This is a genomic window from Colwellia piezophila ATCC BAA-637 (genome assembly GCF_000378625.1).
In the GTDB taxonomy this organism is placed as follows: domain Bacteria; phylum Pseudomonadota; class Gammaproteobacteria; order Enterobacterales; family Alteromonadaceae; genus Colwellia; species Colwellia piezophila.
In genome coordinates, this window is record NZ_KB905170.1 from 109,737 (window position 1) to 128,522 (window position 18,786).

The following is an 18,786-nucleotide window of genomic DNA, read 5'->3' on the forward strand; positions in this document are numbered from 1 at the left end:
GTGTGATATTAGCGAAAAAAAACCGAGCCATGTGTGTTAGTCACGTAAGGCTGCATCCAACTTTTCTTTCAAGTCATTTGAAAGCTGGGCTATTGCACGTAATTTAATAAGCTCGGCTTTCATTAACTTTTGCTGCGTTGGAGCAAAACTTTTATATTGAATTAATGGCGTAATTAACCTGGAAGCGACTTGCGGATTAATACTATTTAACTTTGCAATTTGCCCGGCTAAGAATTGATAACCCTGCCCTGTTGGGCAATGAAAGTATTTTGGGTTATTCATAGCGAAAGCGCCAATGAGGGAACGTGCTCGGTTAGGGTTTTTCAAGCTAAACTGTGGGTGCAACAATAAACGCTTTAATTGCGTAAAAATATCGTCACTGCTGACACTAGCACTTAAAGCAAACCATTTGTCCATCACTAAGCTTGTTTGTTGCCATTTGTGCTCAAAATGTTGTAGCTGCTCAGAGAGACCCGCTAAATTATGTTTAGCTGAGCAACTTAATGCCGCTAGGCTATCGGTCATATTCTCTTGAGAAACATCCGCATTGTTGCTTGCTTGTTGGTATTGCTCAGTGACTAAATAATGATATTCGGGCAAATGGCTTAAATAAGTTAAACAAACATTTTTTAGCGCTCGGTTTGCCACACAATGGTTAGCTTCGCTAGCTTGATTGCACGCTTGATAACAAGAAAACAACTGCTGCTCTGCCCCCTTAGCGATTGTTTGCATTAAACGAGTTATCGCACGAGTAAGCGCAATAGGGTTAACATCAACCATCAAACTTGCCGCTTCATCAAAGCTAGGTAATATTAACTGCTCGGCAATAAAAGCCCGGTCGTCATCACGACTTAACATAGTGTTAATTGCCATGACGAGATCATTTGGGATGTCATAATCAGCATTAAACGTTAACTGTTGTATGTAACCCATCAACAATTTTTGCCCTGCATCCCAACGACAAAAACTATTTTCAGCTTTTTTCATCACCGTTAATAAGCTGGCATCATCTTGGTCAAAAATAAGTTTAACCGGCGCACTAAAATCGCAAAGCATGGCGATAGTGGGTTTAGCGGTTAAACCGGTAAAGGTCCAACTTTGCTCAGCTTGGGTTAATTCAAGTAACTCACTGTAAGCGCTACTTTCACCTGCTTCGCTGATGAGTTCAATTTTAATCGGGATATGTAACGCTTGCGGCGCTGGCTGATTCGTTGTAACTGGCGAATGTTGCGATAAGGTCAAGGTATAGCTCTGTGTTTTCGCGTCAAAGTACTCTTGCGCTTTAATAACAGGTGTACCCGATTGGCTATACCATAATTTAAATTGGTTTAAGTCTTTACCACTGGCATCACTCATCGCATTAATAAAGTCATCACAAGTCACTGCCATGCCATCAAAACGTGCGAAGTATAAATCCATGCCTTGTCTAAATTTATCGACCCCAATCAAGGTATGTAACATTCGAATGACTTCGGCGCCCTTCTCATAAACGGTTAACGTGTAGAAATTATTCATTTCTAATACTTTTTCAGGACGTATTGGATGCGCCATAGGGCCAGCATCTTCAGCAAACTGTTGAGACCGCAAAACGCGTACATTTTGAATTCGGGTCACCGCACTAGAATGCATTTGCGCACTGAATTGTTGATCACGAAAAACGGTCAAGCCTTCTTTTAAACTCAGCTGAAACCAGTCGCGACACGTAACTCGATTACCCGTCCAGTTATGAAAATATTCGTGAGCGATTACCGCTTCAATATTAAAATAATCACTGTCGGTTGCGCATTGACTATCCGCTAAAACATATTTGGAATTAAAAACATTTAAGCCTTTATTTTCCATTGCGCCCATATTGAAAAAATCGACCGCGACAATCATGTAGATATCTAAGTCGTACTCAAGACCAAAAGTCTCTTCATCCCAAGTCATCGATTTCTGTAAAGACACCATGGCATGTTTAGCTTTCGCTAAATTGCCTTTATCTACAAAAATCTCGAGGGCAACATCGCGCCCTGATGAAGTGGTGAAATTATCGGTGAGTATATCGAAATCACCCGCCACTAAAGCAAATAAATAACAGGGTTTAGGAAACGGGTCATGCCAAGTGACAAAGTGTTTGTTATCCGCTAATTCGCCGCTCGCAACTTTATTGCCATTGGAGAGTAAATAGGGATATAAAGTTTTATCGGCGATAACTTTAGTGGTGAATGTCGCCATTACATCGGGTCTATCGAGATAATAGCTAATTCTGCGAAAACCTTCGGCTTCACACTGAGTACAAAAAGCTTCGCCTGATTTAAACAGCCCTTCTAACGCGGTATTCTCTTGTGGGTTAATCTCAGTAGTAATGGTGACAACAAAATTAGCGCGGTTTGGTAGACTGCTTGGCGGTATTGTTAGTAAGGTATCACTGAGTTCATATTGCGCTTTACTTAAAGCTTGATTATCTATCACTAAGGAAACTAATGTTAGCTGCTCGCCATTTAACTGCAAAGCACTTGACCCATCGCCTTGTCTTACCAGTGTTAAAACACTGACAACTTGGCTGCAAATATCGTCTAAACTAATGCTTAAATTTACCGTCTTAATAGTAAAGTCAGCTGGGCGGTAGTCCGCTAAAAATCGAGGAGCTGTGTCTGATAAAGTAGATGACATAATGAGCCTTTGTTGAAAATATAAATTAAGCCGTTGCTTTTTGATTAACGCTTTTGGTAACTTTTTTAGATAACATTTTGATATTAAAACCAATAAAGCCGTAAACAACCGCTAATATAGGGTTAATCCAGTTAAAGAAGCAATAGTAAATATAATCTAAAGGATTAACTAACAGCACACTTGACATATAAACTGCACAGGTATTCCACGGAATTAACGGTGAGGTAATAGTGCCAGAATCTTCTAGTGTACGACTCAATACAAGTGGGTCTAAACCTCTACGCTTGTATTCTTCTTTATACATACGCCCTGGCATAACAATAGCCATATATTGATCAGCCGTTAACAGGTTGGTACCGATACAAGTCACTACCGTGGTGGCAATAAGGCTGCCGGTAGATTTTGCTGTTGCTAAGATGGCATCAACAAACCTTTTAAGCATACCTAGGTGCTCTAACACAGCGCCAAAACTTAGCGCACACATAATTAACCAAACTGTATTTAACATGCTAGACATGCCGCCACCGCTAAGTAAATCGTTCAATTCACTGTTACCCGTTTCAATACTAACGCCATCAAAAAATGCTGTCCAAACAACGATGATATTTGCCGTTATTTGGTTAGTTTCACCACCGGCTAAGCGTAAAATGAGCTCTTGTTGAAAGAGTACCGCCCATAACCCACCTATCAAGGCACCAATTGCAACGGCAGGGAATGCAGGCACTTTTTTAATAGCTAAGGCAAGTAAGACAAAGAGTGGCACGAGGTTAAATAAAGATAGGTTGAATTGCTCGCTAAGCTGTCGACTTAATAAATCAATTGTTTCGTTGTTACTACTACTCGTTTCAGAGAAGCCTAAAATGAGAAAAAGGATTAATGCGGTAGTGATAGACGGCATAGTCGTCCAAAACATATAACGAATATGGGCAAATAACTCACTACCTGCAATGGCTGGCGCTAAGTTGGTGGTTTCTGATAATGGCGATACTTTATCACCAAAATAGGCCCCTGAGATAACGGCCCCAGCAGTAATCGCCGGAGATAAACCTAAGCCTTGTGCTATACCAATTAATGCCACACCAATGGTTGCCGCCGTTGTCCATGAACTACCTATGCTCATTGCAACCACTGCACACATAACACATGCTGCCGCGTAGAACCAAGCAGGGTCAAGTATCATTAAGCCATAATAAATCATGGTAGGCACAGTTCCAGATAATAACCAAGTACCGATAAGTGAGCCAACAGCAAATAAAATTAATACCGCGCCAAGAGATAATGAAATTCCTTTAACAATCGCTTGCTCAATGTCGTGCCAGGCATGGCCATTTTTTATGCCGATGACAACGGCAACTCCCATGGCAATGAGTAAAGCAATTTGATTTGGCCCATACGAAGAATTATCACCAAAGTAAGCAACCCCACAGCCGAGTAGACCAATTAGAGTGATGACGGGTATAAAAGCATCTAACATGCTTGGCTGTTTAATTTGATTTAACTCTGACATTAAATAAAACCTTCTCTTATTATAGTTATTTAGGGTATTAATACCAAACGGATTAATTAATTGACCAACTTAGAGCTTCAGTAGCGAGCTTAGAACAAACAAAATGCGTTAAACATAGTTATTCTATATTTCTTGCATTTTGTGATGTTATCAGTTTGCTACTGAACTCCCAAAGGGCGAGTTTAAAAGGTTTATGTGCCGCGTTATTAATTTTGACAAGGGAATAACCATTCTCTTCAATCAATGCCTTGCCTCTAAACCTTTTAACTCTCGCTAAGTGATCAATAAATTAGTCCGATTGGTATAATATAGGCTAATAGATCAACTGGCCTAGTAGCTATAAAAAACAAAGCCGCCTCGAGGGCGGCTTTGATTATGTATTGATAATTATTTTTTGGCTATTTTACCTAAGGAGATAAAGTCAAAGGTGATTCGCGCTGCTTCATCTAAAAACGGGTCTAGATCATCAAGTTCATCCGATAAATCATCTAAATCAGACACTTTTTCTTTACCCAGTAGCGCAAGTTGTTCGTTTACGCGCACTAAACGTTTACTTTTACGCGCTTCACGTTCGGTTTTACGGGTAGCAAGGTTTAATGAAATTGTCTTATCATCTTTTTCCGCTTGGTAAATATTTATATCTTCGAGCAAATAATTAAATTCTGGATTATCTTTAATACGTTGCTGATATAATGACGTTAAGTACTCAATATCGGTATTTAATTCATTCAACGGTGTATATTTAGCTTTCTCAATTTGATCCCAAGGTAAAGCGTTTTCTTCTTTACTCTCACCCCACTCGTCTGGATCTATGGCCGTAGGAAAGGCAATATCAGGTAAAACACCTCGATGCTGAGTACTACCGCCATTAATACGGTAGAATTTTGCAATGGTATATTGAATGCTGCCTAACGGTTTTTCGTATAAATCATAAACACGACCCAAACCACGATGCTGTTGGACAGTACCTTTACCGAAGGTATGCTCGCCAATAATTACACCACGGCCATAATCTTGAATGGCCGCAGAAAAAATTTCAGAAGCAGAGGCACTGTAACGATCAACCATTACCGTTAGTGGTCCGTCATAAAAGCTAATCCCGTCTCTATCACTATTCACTTGAATACGGTTTGCCTGATCTCTAATTTGTACAACCGGTCCTTTATCAATAAATAACCCCGTCAGTAAGGTCGCTTCACTTAACGAACCGCCACCATTACCACGCAAGTCAACAATAATGCCTTGTACTTCTTGCGCTTTTAACTTGGCAATTTCTTTTTTAACATCTTTAGATAAATGGTTGTAAAAGCTTGGGATGGTAATTATGCCCAGTTTTTTACTGTCTGCATCATCAGGATTTTCCAGGAAAACTTCAGACTTTGCCGCTCGGTCTTCAAGTTTAATAATATCGCGTACCATTGTTACTACTTTGATATTAGCGTCATCATCACTGTCACCCGATAATATTTGTAAACGTACGGTTGTGCCCTTCGAGCCTTTTATTAGCTCGACCACATCATCTAAACGCCAGCCAATAACATCTTCAAAATCTTTTTCACCTTGAGCAACACCAACAATTTTATCTTTTGCTTTAAGCTGCTTTGATTTATCTGCTGGTCCGCCGGTAACGATGCGGTGTATAACTGTATAATCCTCAATGGAGCGAAGTTCTGCACCAATACCTTCAAGTTGTAGGTTCATATCAACTTGGAAACGTTCCGCATTGCGAGGTGATAGATAAGAAGTATGTGGTTCAACAACACGAGCAAAACTGTTCATCACAAGCTGAAAAGCATCCTCGCTTTCACTTTGCTTTAATCGTTTGATCGCATAATTATAACGTTTGGTGAGTACTTCTTGAATTTTTGGCCATTTTTTCTTAGTTAATGTCAGATTCAAGACGTCTGATTTAACTTTTAAGCGCCATAATTCATCTAATTCTGCTTCGCTAGTCGGCCAAGGAGCGTCTTCGCGATCGAAATTATAACTATCATGCTTGGTGAAATCGAAAGGGTTTTTACTTCCTTTAACACCGAGTAAGTTAATCGCATATTCATAACGCTCTAGGCGCCTTTGCATATTAACATTATAAATAGTAAAGGCTGACTCTAACTTGCCTCTGGTAAGTACCGAGTCAAATTCTAAACGATACTTTTCAAAGCTATCAATATCAGTTGCTAAAAAAACATTACGTGCATAGTCGAGTTGTTTGATATAGCGGTCAAAAACTTCACTAGATAAGGCGTCATCTATAACGACTTTTTTATAATGTGCACGGGTAAATCGTGCCGTAATGCGCTTGCTAGCTGTTGCATGCTGACTTTCAGGCATGAGTACAGGGAGTTCTTCAGGTGTGTGTTGTTTCTCAAACGCGATGGCGCTTACGGACAAACCTAATGATAAAGAGACGGCGAGCGCGATACGACAAAATTTTTGCATGCATTAACTTCCTATTCAATTTCTATTTGACTTAAAACAGTGCTAAGTCTGGCCGACAAACTTTACAGGATGTCGACTATTTATGCGGTTACAAGTAAATATTTTTAAGCTGAGTCTTAATAACCATGCCTGAATTAAGCTGCACACTGATATCTTTACCTGATATCTCAGTGATCGTTGCATTCATTGGCGAGTTACCTAGTTGTACTCTCACTGTGTTACCTACTTTGAGTGTAGCTGATTCAACAGGTTTAAGTGGCGCGACTTCTTTTTTAACAACCGTTTTACTGGCGGACTTAACCGTCTTGAACTTAGCTGAATCACGTTTTTTATCTGCTGGTTTATGAGTACCCGCATCTGTTGAACTGTGCTTACCTTTATAAGGCTTTTTACTATCGCTGTCTGTTGCTTTTTTGTTACCAAACTTTTCTTGGCTTTCTTTAAGCGTTTTACTTGCGTAGGCTGCCTGATCTGCATCAATCTCAGCAACGTCTTTACCATCTACATCAACACGAGAAGTGCCAATTTTAATGGTTTTTAAATAACGCCAGCTACTTGTGTAATGTCTCAAAGCTTGACGCAAACGTGTTTTACTTACCGTTTCATCTTCATTAAGCTTTTCTGCTAGGTCTTGGAAAATACCAATTTTAAGCGGTTTGACGGGGCCTTTAATTGAAAAACACTCAGGGAATTTTTCAGCTAAATACGCGATAATATCTTTAGTACTTGTACGTTTAATTTCAGTTTCCATAACTACACTTTTTTTTTTACAATTTAATTAATTTAAGCTGACTTTATTTTTAAACAAGAATCACTCTATGTAAGAGCACTCTAGCAAGAAAATAGCGCCAATGGTTAGCTTTCTTTATTCTTCAGATTGGAGATGTTGCTCAGGATTCTCAAGCACATTTTTACACCAATCATATATATCGTCTGATTCTATATCAGCTATCACTTCTTGGCCTATCCAGGTATCCCAAATAAGGTCCAATAACTGCTCTAAAACTTCCGTTTCTATATCTTCGTCCGCTAAGTCGTACATTGTATGATAAAACTCATTCATACGCTCAGCAACTTCTTCTCCTTGACCATCCCAGTCCCCGACAACTTCTTGGCTAACTAGATAATCATGAATGACTACAAATTCTTTCATTAAAACTTCACTTTTCTGTTTTTAACTTTCGGTATGACTTTTACTATTACTTTTCATGCTCATTTTGATATTTCTTTAAATGTAAAAAGACTTACGCTTTAAGATCATTATGAGCCACTATGTTTTGCTCAAATACTTTAACAATCGAGCTAATACCTTGTTGATCTTGTAAATCAAAACGGCCTAATGTCGTGCTGTCAATATCTAAAACGGCAATAACTTTTCCGGCTACCTTTACCGGAATGACTAGCTCAGCATTGGTTGTTGCATCACAGGCAATATGTCCATCAAACGCATGTACATTATCAATACGCTGTATTTCACCCGTGGTCGCACATACGCCACAAACGCCTTGCCCGAGTGGAATACGAATACAAGCAACCTTGCCTTGAAAAGGGCCAAGAACCAGCTTGTCACCAACTAAACGATAAAAACCAAGCCAATTAATATCAGCTAAGCGTTCAAAAAGTAACGCACTAACATTTGCCATGTTAGCAATAATATCAGATTCATCATTTATTAGCGCCTTAGTTTGCCCTAATAATTCATTATAAAGCTCAGCTTGTTTACTCATTTAAAATCACCAGTAGCGAAAGCTATAATAAAAAGCGCTAACATACCTAAAAACACGCAATAATTAAAGCTTTTATGACATCAATAGCCAACTATTACCTATTATTGAGTTTTTTTTCATTCTTTGAGGCTAAATACCACTAAAACACGTGCAGTAATTGTTTGGCTACCTATCAATGATACATGCGTTCTTTGGCTAGCACCACTCACCCTCGCTTCACTATACATAGGTCGGTAATGGTTACTTGACACTTCTTTTAAAAATTTTAATTTATCGATTGTTGCCCCCGCCTGCTTTGCCATATGCTGTGCTTTTTCTTTGGCATGACTAATCGCTAATAATAACGCTTGTTGATAATACTCATCTCGCTCCTTCACGCTCATAGATAAAGGCGAGATGTGACTAACATTAATTTTAATAATGTCAGTTAAAAAACGATCGTAATCAGAGACCTTGTTAAAATGAACCGTTATTTGACGACTTAATTCAAAGAGTGGACGTTGTTTAGCATGATCATTTGTTGCTTGATAAATGCTTTGACCATCAACATATATAGAGCCCTGTTTAGCTTTATGATATTCAACTCCCTGCACTTTAATTGATGGTTTTTCAGTCACTATACGTAAATTAACCCGCGCAGAAGTTATATTAGAGTCATTTATTGCCATACTTTTTGCTGAATTGACCACGGCATTACTTTTCTTATCGACCAAGGCTTGTAACTTGCTAGGGACTCGACCACGTTCTGTAATCGTTAGCGTTAAAGAAAATTGATCAGCAACAACCTCAACACTACCTTGTCCTGAAACCTCTATTCCTAGATCTGAAAAAGCATCCGCCTGAATGGGTATGAATAACAAATAGATAAAAAATAAATAAACAGATAATAAACGCATATTTGCCCCTTTATAACAGTGAATTAGATAAGTCGTAATTGGCGGGAGTCAACCAGCGTTACTTTCTTAATTTGGCAAAATCAAAAAATTGTTCTTTTTCAGCATCACTGGCTTTTTTCCACCAGTATTTAAGCATGGGCACAACATCAACTTTCTCGATAACTTTATCATTAAAATCTTGCTCGTTTTCATGCTTGTTATTATCCGTGCTGACGTTTATAGGCGTTATTTCAGTTTCAGTTAAACGAGTCAATACGTTGTTCACTTGTTTTGCTAGCTCATAGTCATCAAGCTTTTGTAATACTAAAACAATTGAGTGCTTTTTCTCATCGAATAAAGTGAGTTCCGGTGACTGTGCAAAGCGCTCAGCATCCGAGAGGTTACTTATTTTATTGGTTGATAACAGTAATTTCTGCTGATTTTCTACGGTAAATTTAATAACAAAATAATCAGAGGTCACCAACCTTTCTTCGGCCATGTCTAAGTCTTCAAAGACATCTTTATATTTAAGTACTAAGGTATGCGCACCTGCGCTGAGCTCAATTATTTTCTTTTGTGAAAAAAAACCGTGTTCTATGGCTTTGTCATCTATGTCACGTAACACCAAATTGTCGCTGATAGTAAGGCTAGCTGCACTTGAGGTCATACTGATGACACTACTTAGTAAAATGCTGGTATAAAGAAGACTAACGAGTATATGGTTTAAAAGTACTGAACGGATGATAATGTTAGACAAGCTTGAATCCCATGAACTAATAAAGGTAATCACTCTTTATAAACTGCCTAGCTGAAAAATAAAAGTAAAAAGATGTGATAAAGCGATGGATTTAGTGTTTTATCGATTGAAGTTAAAATGTAACGAGCAAACATGGATGGCTTTTAATGGTGCACTCTACTAACCAGGGGCTGAATTTAAGTGCTAGCATTATCGACAAGAATAAAACTTAAAACACAAAAAAGCGCAGTAAAAACTGCGCTTTTATGTGTATTCTAGTCTGATGGCACCCTCACCCAACCTTCCATTAATACCCGAGCACTTCGGCTCATAATGACTTTTTTCACGGTCCATTTATCATTTTCGAGTATTGCTTCAGCGCCTACTTTCAAGATTCCTGATGGATGACCAAAAGTAACAGAACCTGAGGTTTCCCCACCCGCATTACCTGCAGCAAGTGCAACTAAAGTTCCAGGAATAGCAGCAGCAGTGCCAATCGCTACCGCCGCAGTACCCATCATGGCATGATGTAGTTTACCCATTGATAATGCTCGCACATGTAAATCTATATCTGTTGATGATACTGACTTACCACTAGAGGTTACATAATCTTGCGCCTTAGCAACAAAAGCTATTTTTGGGGTATGTTGGCGTGTTTTGGCTTCAGAAATATCACTAATCAAGCCCATTCTCACCGCTCCATAGGCACGAATAATTTCAAAACGTGCCAAGGCTTTTTCATCACCGTTAATCGCTTCTTGCAGCTCTATGCCGGTATAACCAAGATCATCCGCATTTAAAAATATTGTCGGAATACCCGCAGTAATCATGGTTGCTTGGAAAGTACCAATGCCCGGCACTTCAAGTTCATCAACTAAGTTACCGGTAGGAAACATAGCTTCTGATGGGTCAACTGGAGCAATGAATTCAACGGGCACTTCTGCCGCCGGAAATGTCACGCCATCGAGCTCAAAGTCACCGGTTTCTTGCACTTGTCCATTAGTGATAGGTACATGGGCAATAATGGTTTTTTGGATGTTTTTCTGCCAAATACGCACAGTACAGACACCATTATCAGGGATACGGCTTGCAGCAACCAAACCTGAATTTATCGCAAAAGAGCCGACAGCCGCAGTTAAGTTACCGCAATTACCCGACCAATCGACAAAGGGCTTATCAATAGACACTTGGCCAAATAAATAATCAACATCATGATCAGCAACATCACTTTTAGCTAAAATGACTGTTTTACTGGTACTTGACGTTGCTCCGCCCATACCATCAGTTTGTTTACCGTAGGGATCTGGGCTACCAATAACGCGCAATAACAAGGCATCACGTGCACTACCCGCTACCTGACAATCTTTAGGCAAGTCGGTTAAATTAAAAAATACACCTTTTGATGTACCACCACGCATATAGGTTGCTGGGATTTTTATCTGAGGAAGGTATTGCATATTTTTCCTTTTTTATCTTCGCTTCTCAAAAGGAGATTTATCTGCGTTGAATGATGTCACATAGAAGTCTATGTTCCTTACATTCGCCTTGCTAAATAACCTTTTGCTTTGCGATCTTTCAACTATTAAAAAACAGCAAATTAGTTATCTAAATTACTGTTTTACATAAATCACACTGAGTTTGACGTATAAGCGAGTTAAATTAAGTTTTGTGCTAGGCGAAAGCGCGGAGTTGACGAACGTCAATGAGCACTTTCAACAACGCACAGAGCATAATTATCCGCTTAGGCGTTAGATTCTAAGAAATCATTGGCAAATTTTTGTAATACCCCACCGGCGGCATATACTGAAACTTCTTCCGCGGTATCTAAGCGACACTTCAGCGGAATCTTAATTATTTCACCATTTCGACGTGTCATAATGACTGTCATTGCCCCGCCTGGTGCCATTGCTTCTACGTTAGTCCCTTCAACATCAAAAGTTTCGCTGCCATCAATGTTATAAGTATGTCGCGTTTCACCGTTAGTAAATTCTAAAGGTAAAACGCCCATGCCGACTAAGTTAGTGCGGTGAATACGCTCAAATCCTTCAGAAATTATCACTTCAACACCGGCTAAACGCACACCTTTTGCGGCCCAGTCACGTGAAGAACCTTGACCGTAGTCAGCGCCGGCAATAATGATTAATGGCTGCTTGCGTTCCATGTAGATTTCAATCGCTTCCCACATGCGTGATTCTGTACCTTCAGGCTCAATACGAGTAAGAGAGCCTTGTTTGACTTCACCGTTTTCATCACGGCACATTTCATTGAACAGTTTCGGGTTAGCAAAGGTAGCACGTTGTGCCGTTAAGTGATCGCCCCTATGGGTGGCATATGAGTTAAAGTCAGCTTCAGGTAAACCCATTTTAGCTAGGTAGGCACCTGCGGCGCTGTCTAGTTGAATGGCATTTGACGGGGATAAATGATCTGTGGTGATGTTATCGCCAAGAACCGCTAATGGCACCATACCTTTCATGGTGCGTTCACCGGCTAATGCACCCTGCCCCTCTGTATTCCAATAAGGTGGACGGCGGATATAAGTACTGGTTTCATCCCAGTCATATAATGGGCTTTCCGCTGGTTCAAAGGCACCTAAATCAAACATTGGCGTGTAAACTTTTTTGAATTGCTCAGGCTTGACACATGAAGCGACAATGGCATCAATTTCTTCATCCAATGGCCAAATATCTTTCAAGGTAATATCGTTACCGTTTTGATCTTGACCTAGAATATCTCTTTCAATATCAAAACGCATAGTACCGGCAATAGCATAAGCAACAACTAATGGTGGTGATGCTAAGAAAGCTTGTTTTGCATGCGGATGAATTCGCCCATCAAAATTACGGTTACCTGATAATACCGCGGTAGAATATAAATCACGATCGATAATTTCTTGCTGAATTTTCGGCTCTAACGCACCGCTCATACCGTTACAGGTAGTACAGGCGTAACCGACGATACCAAAACCTAACTTTTCCATTTCAGAGAGTAGGCCTGCTTCTTCTAAATACAGTTTGGCTACTTTAGATCCCGGCGCAAATGACGTTTTTACCCAAGGTTTACTGACTAAACCTAACTCATTAGCACGTTTAGCCACCAGACCCGCCGCAACAACGTTACGTGGATTTGAGGTATTGGTACATGAGGTAATAGCAGCAATAATTACCGCGCCATCAGGCATTTGCCCATTAGCTTCTTGTGCTTTACAAACATCTAAATTTTTCGCAATGTCTTTCGACACTAAATCAGCGGTTGCTAAACGACGATGCGGATTAGAAGGTCCGGCTAAGTTACGACATACTGTCGATAAATCAAATTCGATAACACGAGGGTAATGCACTTCTTTTAGGTCATCAGCCCAAAGGCCGGTATGTTTGGCGTAAGTTTCCACAAGTTTTACTTGCTCTGGTTCACGACCAGTAATTTTCAAGTAATCAATAGTTTGTTCATCAATATAGAACATACCTGCTGATGCACCGTACTCTGGCGTCATGTTTGAGATAGTTGCTCTATCACCGATAGTTAAGTTTTTAGTACCTTCACCGAAGAACTCTAAGTAAGCAGAGACAACTTTTTCATTACGTAAAAATTCTGTGATGGCTAAAACCATATCGGTAGCCGTAATACCGGGTTGACGCTTGCCAGTTAACTTAACACCAATAATGTCGGGTAAACGCATCATAGAAGGTTGACCAAGCATAACCGTTTCAGCTTCTAGGCCACCAACACCAATAGCAAGCACCCCGAGGCAGTCAATATGTGGCGTATGAGAGTCGGTGCCAACACAAGTATCAGGGAAAGCAATACCGTCACGTGCTTGAATAACCGGCGACATTTTCTCTAAGTTGATTTGATGCATGATACCGTTACCGGCAGGGATAACATCCACATTTTTAAAAGCTGTTTTTGTCCATTCAATGAAGTGGAAACGCTGTTCATTACGACGCTCTTCAATGGCACGGTTTTTAGCAAAGGCTTCAGGATCAGCGCCAGAAGCCTCTACGGCTAAAGAATGATCGACAATTAATTGTGTCGGTACCACTGGGTTTACTTTAGCGGGGTCACCACCTTGATCAGCAATAGCGTCACGAAGACCCGCCAAATCAACTAAGGCGGTTTGTCCTAAAATATCATGACAAACAACTCTTGCCGGATACCAAGGAAAATCAAGGTCTTGCTTAACTTCGATAATTTGCTTTAACGAATCGGTCAGTGTCGCAGGATCACATTTACGCACTAATTGCTCAGCAAGTACGCGTGATGTGTAAGGTAATTTAGCGTATGAGCCTGGTTTAATGGCTTCGATAGCTTCACGGGTATCATAAAAATCTATGGTCACACCGTTATTTTTATAGCCAGGCAACGGTTTGCGGTATTGGTAATTCATAAGTAAATCCAGGAAACATTTCTAATAAACAATAGTTGATGGTTCTATAACTAACATTGTATAAGTCGTTAAAAGTAAAATCAGACGACGGAATTTGCCATGAATTCAAGAAAGAAAATAAGAGCATATAAGTATATGTGACTATTTTCTGACGATGAAGTCGTGGCAAAGTTCAAGTCTCTCCTACCTCTTTTCGATAGCTACAACCGAACGTGGTTCACTGCCGATGTAATCAGCACTTGGTCTGATTATACGGTTATTGCTACGCTGTTCCATAACATGCGCGGCCCAACCAGTTAAGCGTGAACAGACAAAAATAGGGGTAAATAGTTTTGTCGGAATACCCATATAATTATAGGTAGAGGCATGGAAGAAATCTGCATTACAGAATAACTTTTTTGTATCCCACATGTATTCTTCACACGCGACAGAAATATCATAAAGTGAAGTATCACCATTCTGTTTAGCTAGCTTTTCAGACCAAGCCTTAATAATGACATTTCGTGGATCGCTGGTGCGATAAATCGCATGACCAAAGCCCATGATTTTCTCTTTACGCGCTAACATTCCGGCCATTTGTTCTTTAGCATCACTTGGTGAAGTAAAGCTCAGAATCATATCCATTGCCGCTTCATTAGCACCACCATGCAGTGGTCCACGTAAAGTACCAATAGCGCCAGTGATACAAGAAAACATATCTGATAAGGTAGAAGCACACACACGTGCCGTAAATGTTGAGGCGTTAAATTCATGCTCAGCATATAAAATCAGTGATACATCCATTACGCGTTGGTGTTGCTCAGAAGGACTTTCACCGTTTAATAAACGCAGGAAGTGTCCGGCAAGTGAACTCTCAGATGATTGACAATCAATTTCTACGCCATCATGACTGTATTTATACCAGTAACACATGATCGCTGGAAAAGCGGCTAATAAACGATTTGCTGCGTTATTTTGCTGGCTAAAATCATTTTCTGGCTCTAAGTTACCTAAAAAAGAACAACCCGTGCGCATAACATCCATTGGATGGACATCTTTAGGGATAAGTTTTAATACCGCTTTTAATGCCTCGGGTAAATCACGTAACGATTTAAGCTCTGCTTGATAAGCCGTTAATTGTGCTTGATTTGGTAATTCACCATTGAATAATAAATAAGCAACTTCCTCAAAGGTTGAATTTTCGGCTAAATCAGCAATATCATAACCACAATAGGTTAAGCCTGAGCCAGATTTTCCAACTGTACATAATGCTGTTTCGCCAGCACTTTGACCACGTAACCCTGCGCCACTCATTTTTTTATCACTCATGATTTTTTCCTTATATTCTTAAAATTTAATGTTCGAATTATTTTTGAATTGTTATTTAAATTAATGCGCTAAGTCATTGCCTTAATTCAATTTCGATACTTATATTTATTATTTGATTTCTTATTCAGTTACTTATTCTTGCCTTCAGCACTCTTTAGCTATTTATTTTTACCTTCGGCAAAAAGGGAATCAAGCTTTTGTTCATAATCGTGATAACCAAGGTAGTCATATAATTCCATGCGTGTTTGCATGTTGTTAATTTCAGCCTTTTGATCGCCATCTGCTAGCAAGGTTTTATAAACCGATTCAGCGGCTTTATTCATTGCACGAAAAGCGGATAATGGGTAAAGCACCATGGCACAACCCCACTCAGCTAATTGCGCTTTATTCCATAGCTCTGTTTGACCAAACTCAGTGATATTAGCCAGTACAGGTACATCAAGAGCTTCAGTAAAAGCACGATAATGTTCTTGAGTTTTAATGGCTTCAGCAAAAATACCATCAGCACCTGCTTCAACATAAGCTTTAGCACGTTCAATGGCCGCTTCGAGGCCTTCTTGTGCAAAAGAGTCTGTACGCGCCATAATAAAAAAGTCACTATCTATACGGGCATCTACAGCGGCTTTAATGCGATCAACCATTTCTTGGGTTGAGACGATTTCTTTATTTGGGCGATGTCCACAACGTTTTTGCGCAACCTGATCTTCAAGGTGTACGGCCGCAGCGCCAGCTTTTTCCATATCACGAATGGTTTTAGCAATATTAAATGCGCCGCCCCAACCGGTATCAATATCGACAAGTAAAGGCAAGCTTGAAGCACTGGTAATTCTTTGTACATCGGCGATAACATCATTCAACGACGTCATACCTAGATCGGGTAAACCGTAAGACGCATTAGCAACGCCACCACCGGATAAATAAATAGCCTGGTGGCCAAGTTGCTCAGCCATCATCGCGCAATACGCATTTATGGTACCGACTACTTGCAAGGGTTTATTATTTTCTAAGGCAAGACGAAATTTTTTACCCGGTGAAATATTTTTTGTTGATAAGTTTGCTGACATCTTAGATCTCCTATGATTCTTGCTCTGCTTTTTGCAGGGCAATTTTGTTTTCAATGTTTTTACGTGAAGCAGCAATATGACGGCGCATTAATAGCTCGGCTAGTTCACCGTCTCTATCACTGATGGCTTGAATAATATTTGAGTGTTCGGTAAAAGCGCGAGTAGCTCTTGGGCTATGCATACCAAATTGACAACGATACATACGCACTAAGTGATACAACTGACCACAAATAAGATTGATCAATTGTTGATTATGGCTGCCGAGAATAACTTTGTAGTGAAAATCAACATCCCCTTCTTCTTGGTAGTAAGCCACACCATCTTGCAGTGCTTTATCGCCGGCATGTTGAGCAAGCATATCTTGCATATGCGCTATCTCTTCATCGGTCATGTTTAGGGCCGCTTGTCGACATGCCATACCTTCAAGTGCTTCTCGAGTGATATATAACTCAAGCAAACCTTCTATGGTGCAATCAACCACGCGTGAGCCAATGTTGGCCTTACGCTCTATCAAGTGACATTTTTCCAGACGGTTCAACGCTTCACGTAAGGTAGAGCGACTTATTTGGTAGTGCTTAGCAAGCTCAGGCTCACTTATTTTGCTACCCGCGGCCATATCACCTTCGACAATGGCATGTTGAAGCTGTTCAAAGACCTTATCAGCCGTGGTAACTGCCGCTTGTTTTGTGGGGTTTTGTAAAAGCATAGTGTGTCGTATAAACCTAAATGTGAACTTTAAGGGTGTTTGTCGAACCACGCTGCATTGTCGACAAATAAACTAATATCAATCAATAATATCCTAATACTTAGAATACTCAAGTAGACTTAAGTGTAATTGTCGACAATTTTTTAAAATATATAGATGTAAGTGTAAACTTTACTGATCGGGGTCAAGCTTAAGGGTTGGAGTTTAACGCAATATTATTAAGTAAAGACGGGGAATTTATTGGGCTTTATTTAAGGAGTTGTCTCGTCCTAATAGACCTTATTTGATTCTTGGTATTTAATGTTAGTTTTCTTTATTAACTTGCACCAATTGGTAATGAACTTGCAGCGCTGTCAGTAGCATTTGGAGTGCAATACTGGCATTCAACGGGTAATAGTATAATTTCGACACAAGTTATACCAATTTGATTAAATTTCTTCCCGGCTCAGAACTGTACTCAATGTTTAATAACAAGGCGAATTTGTTTAGGTCTAGTCATTCTAAACCACATAAATTTAACGATGTTAGTGGTCATTGAGTAAGCTCCCATAGGGCGAATATCTAATAAAAGGAAAGGGTTCATATGCGGCGTTATTGATTTTGACAAGGACGCTACATGGATGTAGCTTCTTAGAGAATGCAGGAGCTTATTCTCCTGAATAACCATTCTCTTCAATCAATGCCTTGCCTCTAAACCCTTTAACTCTCGCTGAGTGGGAAAGAACTTAATCAACTTGGTATTAGTACTAATAAATGCTCAAACTAAAAAATCAAAGTGCTAAGTTAGCGCAAGCAATTAAAATGAGGAGTTGGGTTGGCTTAAAAATTCAAGCTCTTCTGGCGTTGACTGTCGGTTTAACAATATATTACGGTGCGGATAGCGACCAAATCGCTCAATAATTTCTTTATGTTTTAATTCAGAGTCAATATTATTGGCGATGCCATTAGCCTGAAAAAGTGTTGCCGCTTTCTCGTGAATGACTAATGATTCACTGTGCATAAAAGGCATATATAAAAAGCTCTTTTCTACTGGATCCAGTGCTTTATCTGCCCCTAGAGCAATGGCTTCTTGCGCAAGCGTTAGGGCTAGACCATCATGGGCAAATGCTTGCCCATGATCTCGATACATATTACGCGAGAATTGATCGAGAATGATGATTTCAGCAAGCCGTCCATGCGCTGTTTTCCGCCAAGATACTAACTCGCATTGTCTAGCCGCTTTATGTACTTCTAAAAACTTCGTCGTTATCTCTTGATCAAAGCTTATGTCTTTCAGCCACCAACGCGCCGGCTCTATTTCTTTAAACCAAAAATTGAGCACATCTTGATAATTCATTTTAATATCCTTATTTATAGTTGTTTTCAACAGATAGTTGACCGATATC

Annotated in this window: 15 protein-coding genes; all 15 read right to left on the reverse strand. The window is 39.8% G+C overall.

All coding sequences use genetic code 11. From position 1 onward, the window contains the following. Positions 1-36: 36 nt before the first annotated feature. The 15 genes from pepN to F580_RS0117645 all read right to left on the reverse strand — a co-directional run bounded on the left by pepN (position 37) and on the right by F580_RS0117645 (position 18,737). Positions 37-2,655 (reverse strand): aminopeptidase N, encoded by a 2,619-nt coding sequence (gene pepN, locus F580_RS0117580; RefSeq protein ID WP_019029067.1) that lies wholly within the window; start codon positions 2,653-2,655, stop codon positions 37-39. 25 nt (positions 2,656-2,680) lie between these two features. Next, positions 2,681-4,162, reverse strand: a complete 1,482-nt coding sequence (gene nhaC, locus F580_RS0117585) for a Na+/H+ antiporter NhaC (protein WP_019029068.1) — start codon at positions 4,160-4,162, stop codon at positions 2,681-2,683. Between the two features lie 387 nt (positions 4,163-4,549). Further along, entirely contained in the window at positions 4,550-6,601 is a 2,052-nt protein-coding gene (gene prc / locus F580_RS0117590) for a carboxy terminal-processing peptidase (RefSeq protein WP_019029069.1), read from the reverse strand. Between the two features lie 88 nt (positions 6,602-6,689). Next, positions 6,690-7,352: an RNA chaperone ProQ gene (gene proQ, locus F580_RS0117595; RefSeq protein WP_019029070.1), complete on the reverse strand. Its 663-nt coding sequence runs from the start codon at positions 7,350-7,352 to the stop codon at positions 6,690-6,692. Between the two features lie 114 nt (positions 7,353-7,466). Further along, positions 7,467-7,754: a hypothetical protein gene (locus F580_RS0117600; RefSeq protein WP_019029071.1), complete on the reverse strand. Its 288-nt coding sequence runs from the start codon at positions 7,752-7,754 to the stop codon at positions 7,467-7,469. Positions 7,755-7,845: 91 nt separating this feature from the next. Next, entirely contained in the window at positions 7,846-8,328 is a 483-nt protein-coding gene (locus tag F580_RS0117605; RefSeq protein WP_019029072.1) for a GAF domain-containing protein, read from the reverse strand. 116 nt (positions 8,329-8,444) lie between these two features. Beyond that, complete coding sequence (locus F580_RS0117610; RefSeq protein ID WP_019029073.1) at positions 8,445-9,224, reverse strand: SIMPL domain-containing protein; 780 nt, start codon at positions 9,222-9,224, stop codon at positions 8,445-8,447. 58 nt (positions 9,225-9,282) lie between these two features. Beyond that, entirely contained in the window at positions 9,283-9,960 is a 678-nt protein-coding gene (locus tag F580_RS0117615; protein WP_245560640.1) for a YccT family protein, read from the reverse strand. Between the two features lie 254 nt (positions 9,961-10,214). Continuing rightward, positions 10,215-11,396, reverse strand: a complete 1,182-nt coding sequence (prpF, locus tag F580_RS0117620) for a 2-methylaconitate cis-trans isomerase PrpF (RefSeq protein ID WP_019029075.1) — start codon at positions 11,394-11,396, stop codon at positions 10,215-10,217. Positions 11,397-11,680: 284 nt separating this feature from the next. Then, entirely contained in the window at positions 11,681-14,323 is a 2,643-nt protein-coding gene (gene acnD, locus F580_RS0117625) for a Fe/S-dependent 2-methylisocitrate dehydratase AcnD (protein WP_019029076.1), read from the reverse strand. A gap of 183 nt (positions 14,324-14,506) precedes the next feature. Continuing rightward, complete coding sequence (gene prpC / locus F580_RS0117630) at positions 14,507-15,631, reverse strand: bifunctional 2-methylcitrate synthase/citrate synthase (RefSeq protein WP_019029077.1); 1,125 nt, start codon at positions 15,629-15,631, stop codon at positions 14,507-14,509. A gap of 158 nt (positions 15,632-15,789) precedes the next feature. Further along, positions 15,790-16,668: a methylisocitrate lyase gene (gene prpB / locus F580_RS0117635; RefSeq protein ID WP_026301515.1), complete on the reverse strand. Its 879-nt coding sequence runs from the start codon at positions 16,666-16,668 to the stop codon at positions 15,790-15,792. Positions 16,669-16,705: 37 nt separating this feature from the next. Next, positions 16,706-17,401: a GntR family transcriptional regulator gene (locus F580_RS0117640; protein ID WP_019029079.1), complete on the reverse strand. Its 696-nt coding sequence runs from the start codon at positions 17,399-17,401 to the stop codon at positions 16,706-16,708. A 303-nt stretch (positions 17,402-17,704) separates the two neighbouring features. Further along, complete coding sequence (locus tag F580_RS27375) at positions 17,705-17,812, reverse strand: thioredoxin domain-containing protein (RefSeq protein WP_483772822.1); 108 nt, start codon at positions 17,810-17,812, stop codon at positions 17,705-17,707. A gap of 385 nt (positions 17,813-18,197) precedes the next feature. Further along, entirely contained in the window at positions 18,198-18,737 is a 540-nt protein-coding gene (locus F580_RS0117645; protein ID WP_019029080.1) for a DUF924 family protein, read from the reverse strand. Positions 18,738-18,786 lie beyond the last annotated feature (49 nt).

What these genes read in the sequence shown, in the direction of transcription:
- prc (WP_019029069.1), bottom strand. Translation starts at nt 6,601, where the DNA reads ATGCAAAAATTTTGTCGTATCGCGCTCGCCGTCTCTTTATCATTAGGT.
- F580_RS0117640 (WP_019029079.1), bottom strand. Translation starts at nt 17,401, where the DNA reads ATGCTTTTACAAAACCCCACAAAACAAGCGGCAGTTACCACGGCTGAT.
- F580_RS0117600 (WP_019029071.1), bottom strand. Translation starts at nt 7,754, where the DNA reads ATGAAAGAATTTGTAGTCATTCATGATTATCTAGTTAGCCAAGAAGTT.
- F580_RS0117610 (WP_019029073.1), bottom strand. Translation starts at nt 9,224, where the DNA reads ATGCGTTTATTATCTGTTTATTTATTTTTTATCTATTTGTTATTCATA.
- prpF (WP_019029075.1), bottom strand. Translation starts at nt 11,396, where the DNA reads ATGCAATACCTTCCTCAGATAAAAATCCCAGCAACCTATATGCGTGGT.
- F580_RS0117605 (WP_019029072.1), bottom strand. Translation starts at nt 8,328, where the DNA reads ATGAGTAAACAAGCTGAGCTTTATAATGAATTATTAGGGCAAACTAAG.
- nhaC (WP_019029068.1), bottom strand. Translation starts at nt 4,162, where the DNA reads ATGTCAGAGTTAAATCAAATTAAACAGCCAAGCATGTTAGATGCTTTT.
- prpC (WP_019029077.1), bottom strand. Translation starts at nt 15,631, where the DNA reads ATGAGTGATAAAAAAATGAGTGGCGCAGGGTTACGTGGTCAAAGTGCT.
- proQ (WP_019029070.1), bottom strand. Translation starts at nt 7,352, where the DNA reads ATGGAAACTGAAATTAAACGTACAAGTACTAAAGATATTATCGCGTAT.
- F580_RS0117645 (WP_019029080.1), bottom strand. Translation starts at nt 18,737, where the DNA reads ATGAATTATCAAGATGTGCTCAATTTTTGGTTTAAAGAAATAGAGCCG.
- acnD (WP_019029076.1), bottom strand. Translation starts at nt 14,323, where the DNA reads ATGAATTACCAATACCGCAAACCGTTGCCTGGCTATAAAAATAACGGT.
- pepN (WP_019029067.1), bottom strand. Translation starts at nt 2,655, where the DNA reads ATGTCATCTACTTTATCAGACACAGCTCCTCGATTTTTAGCGGACTAC.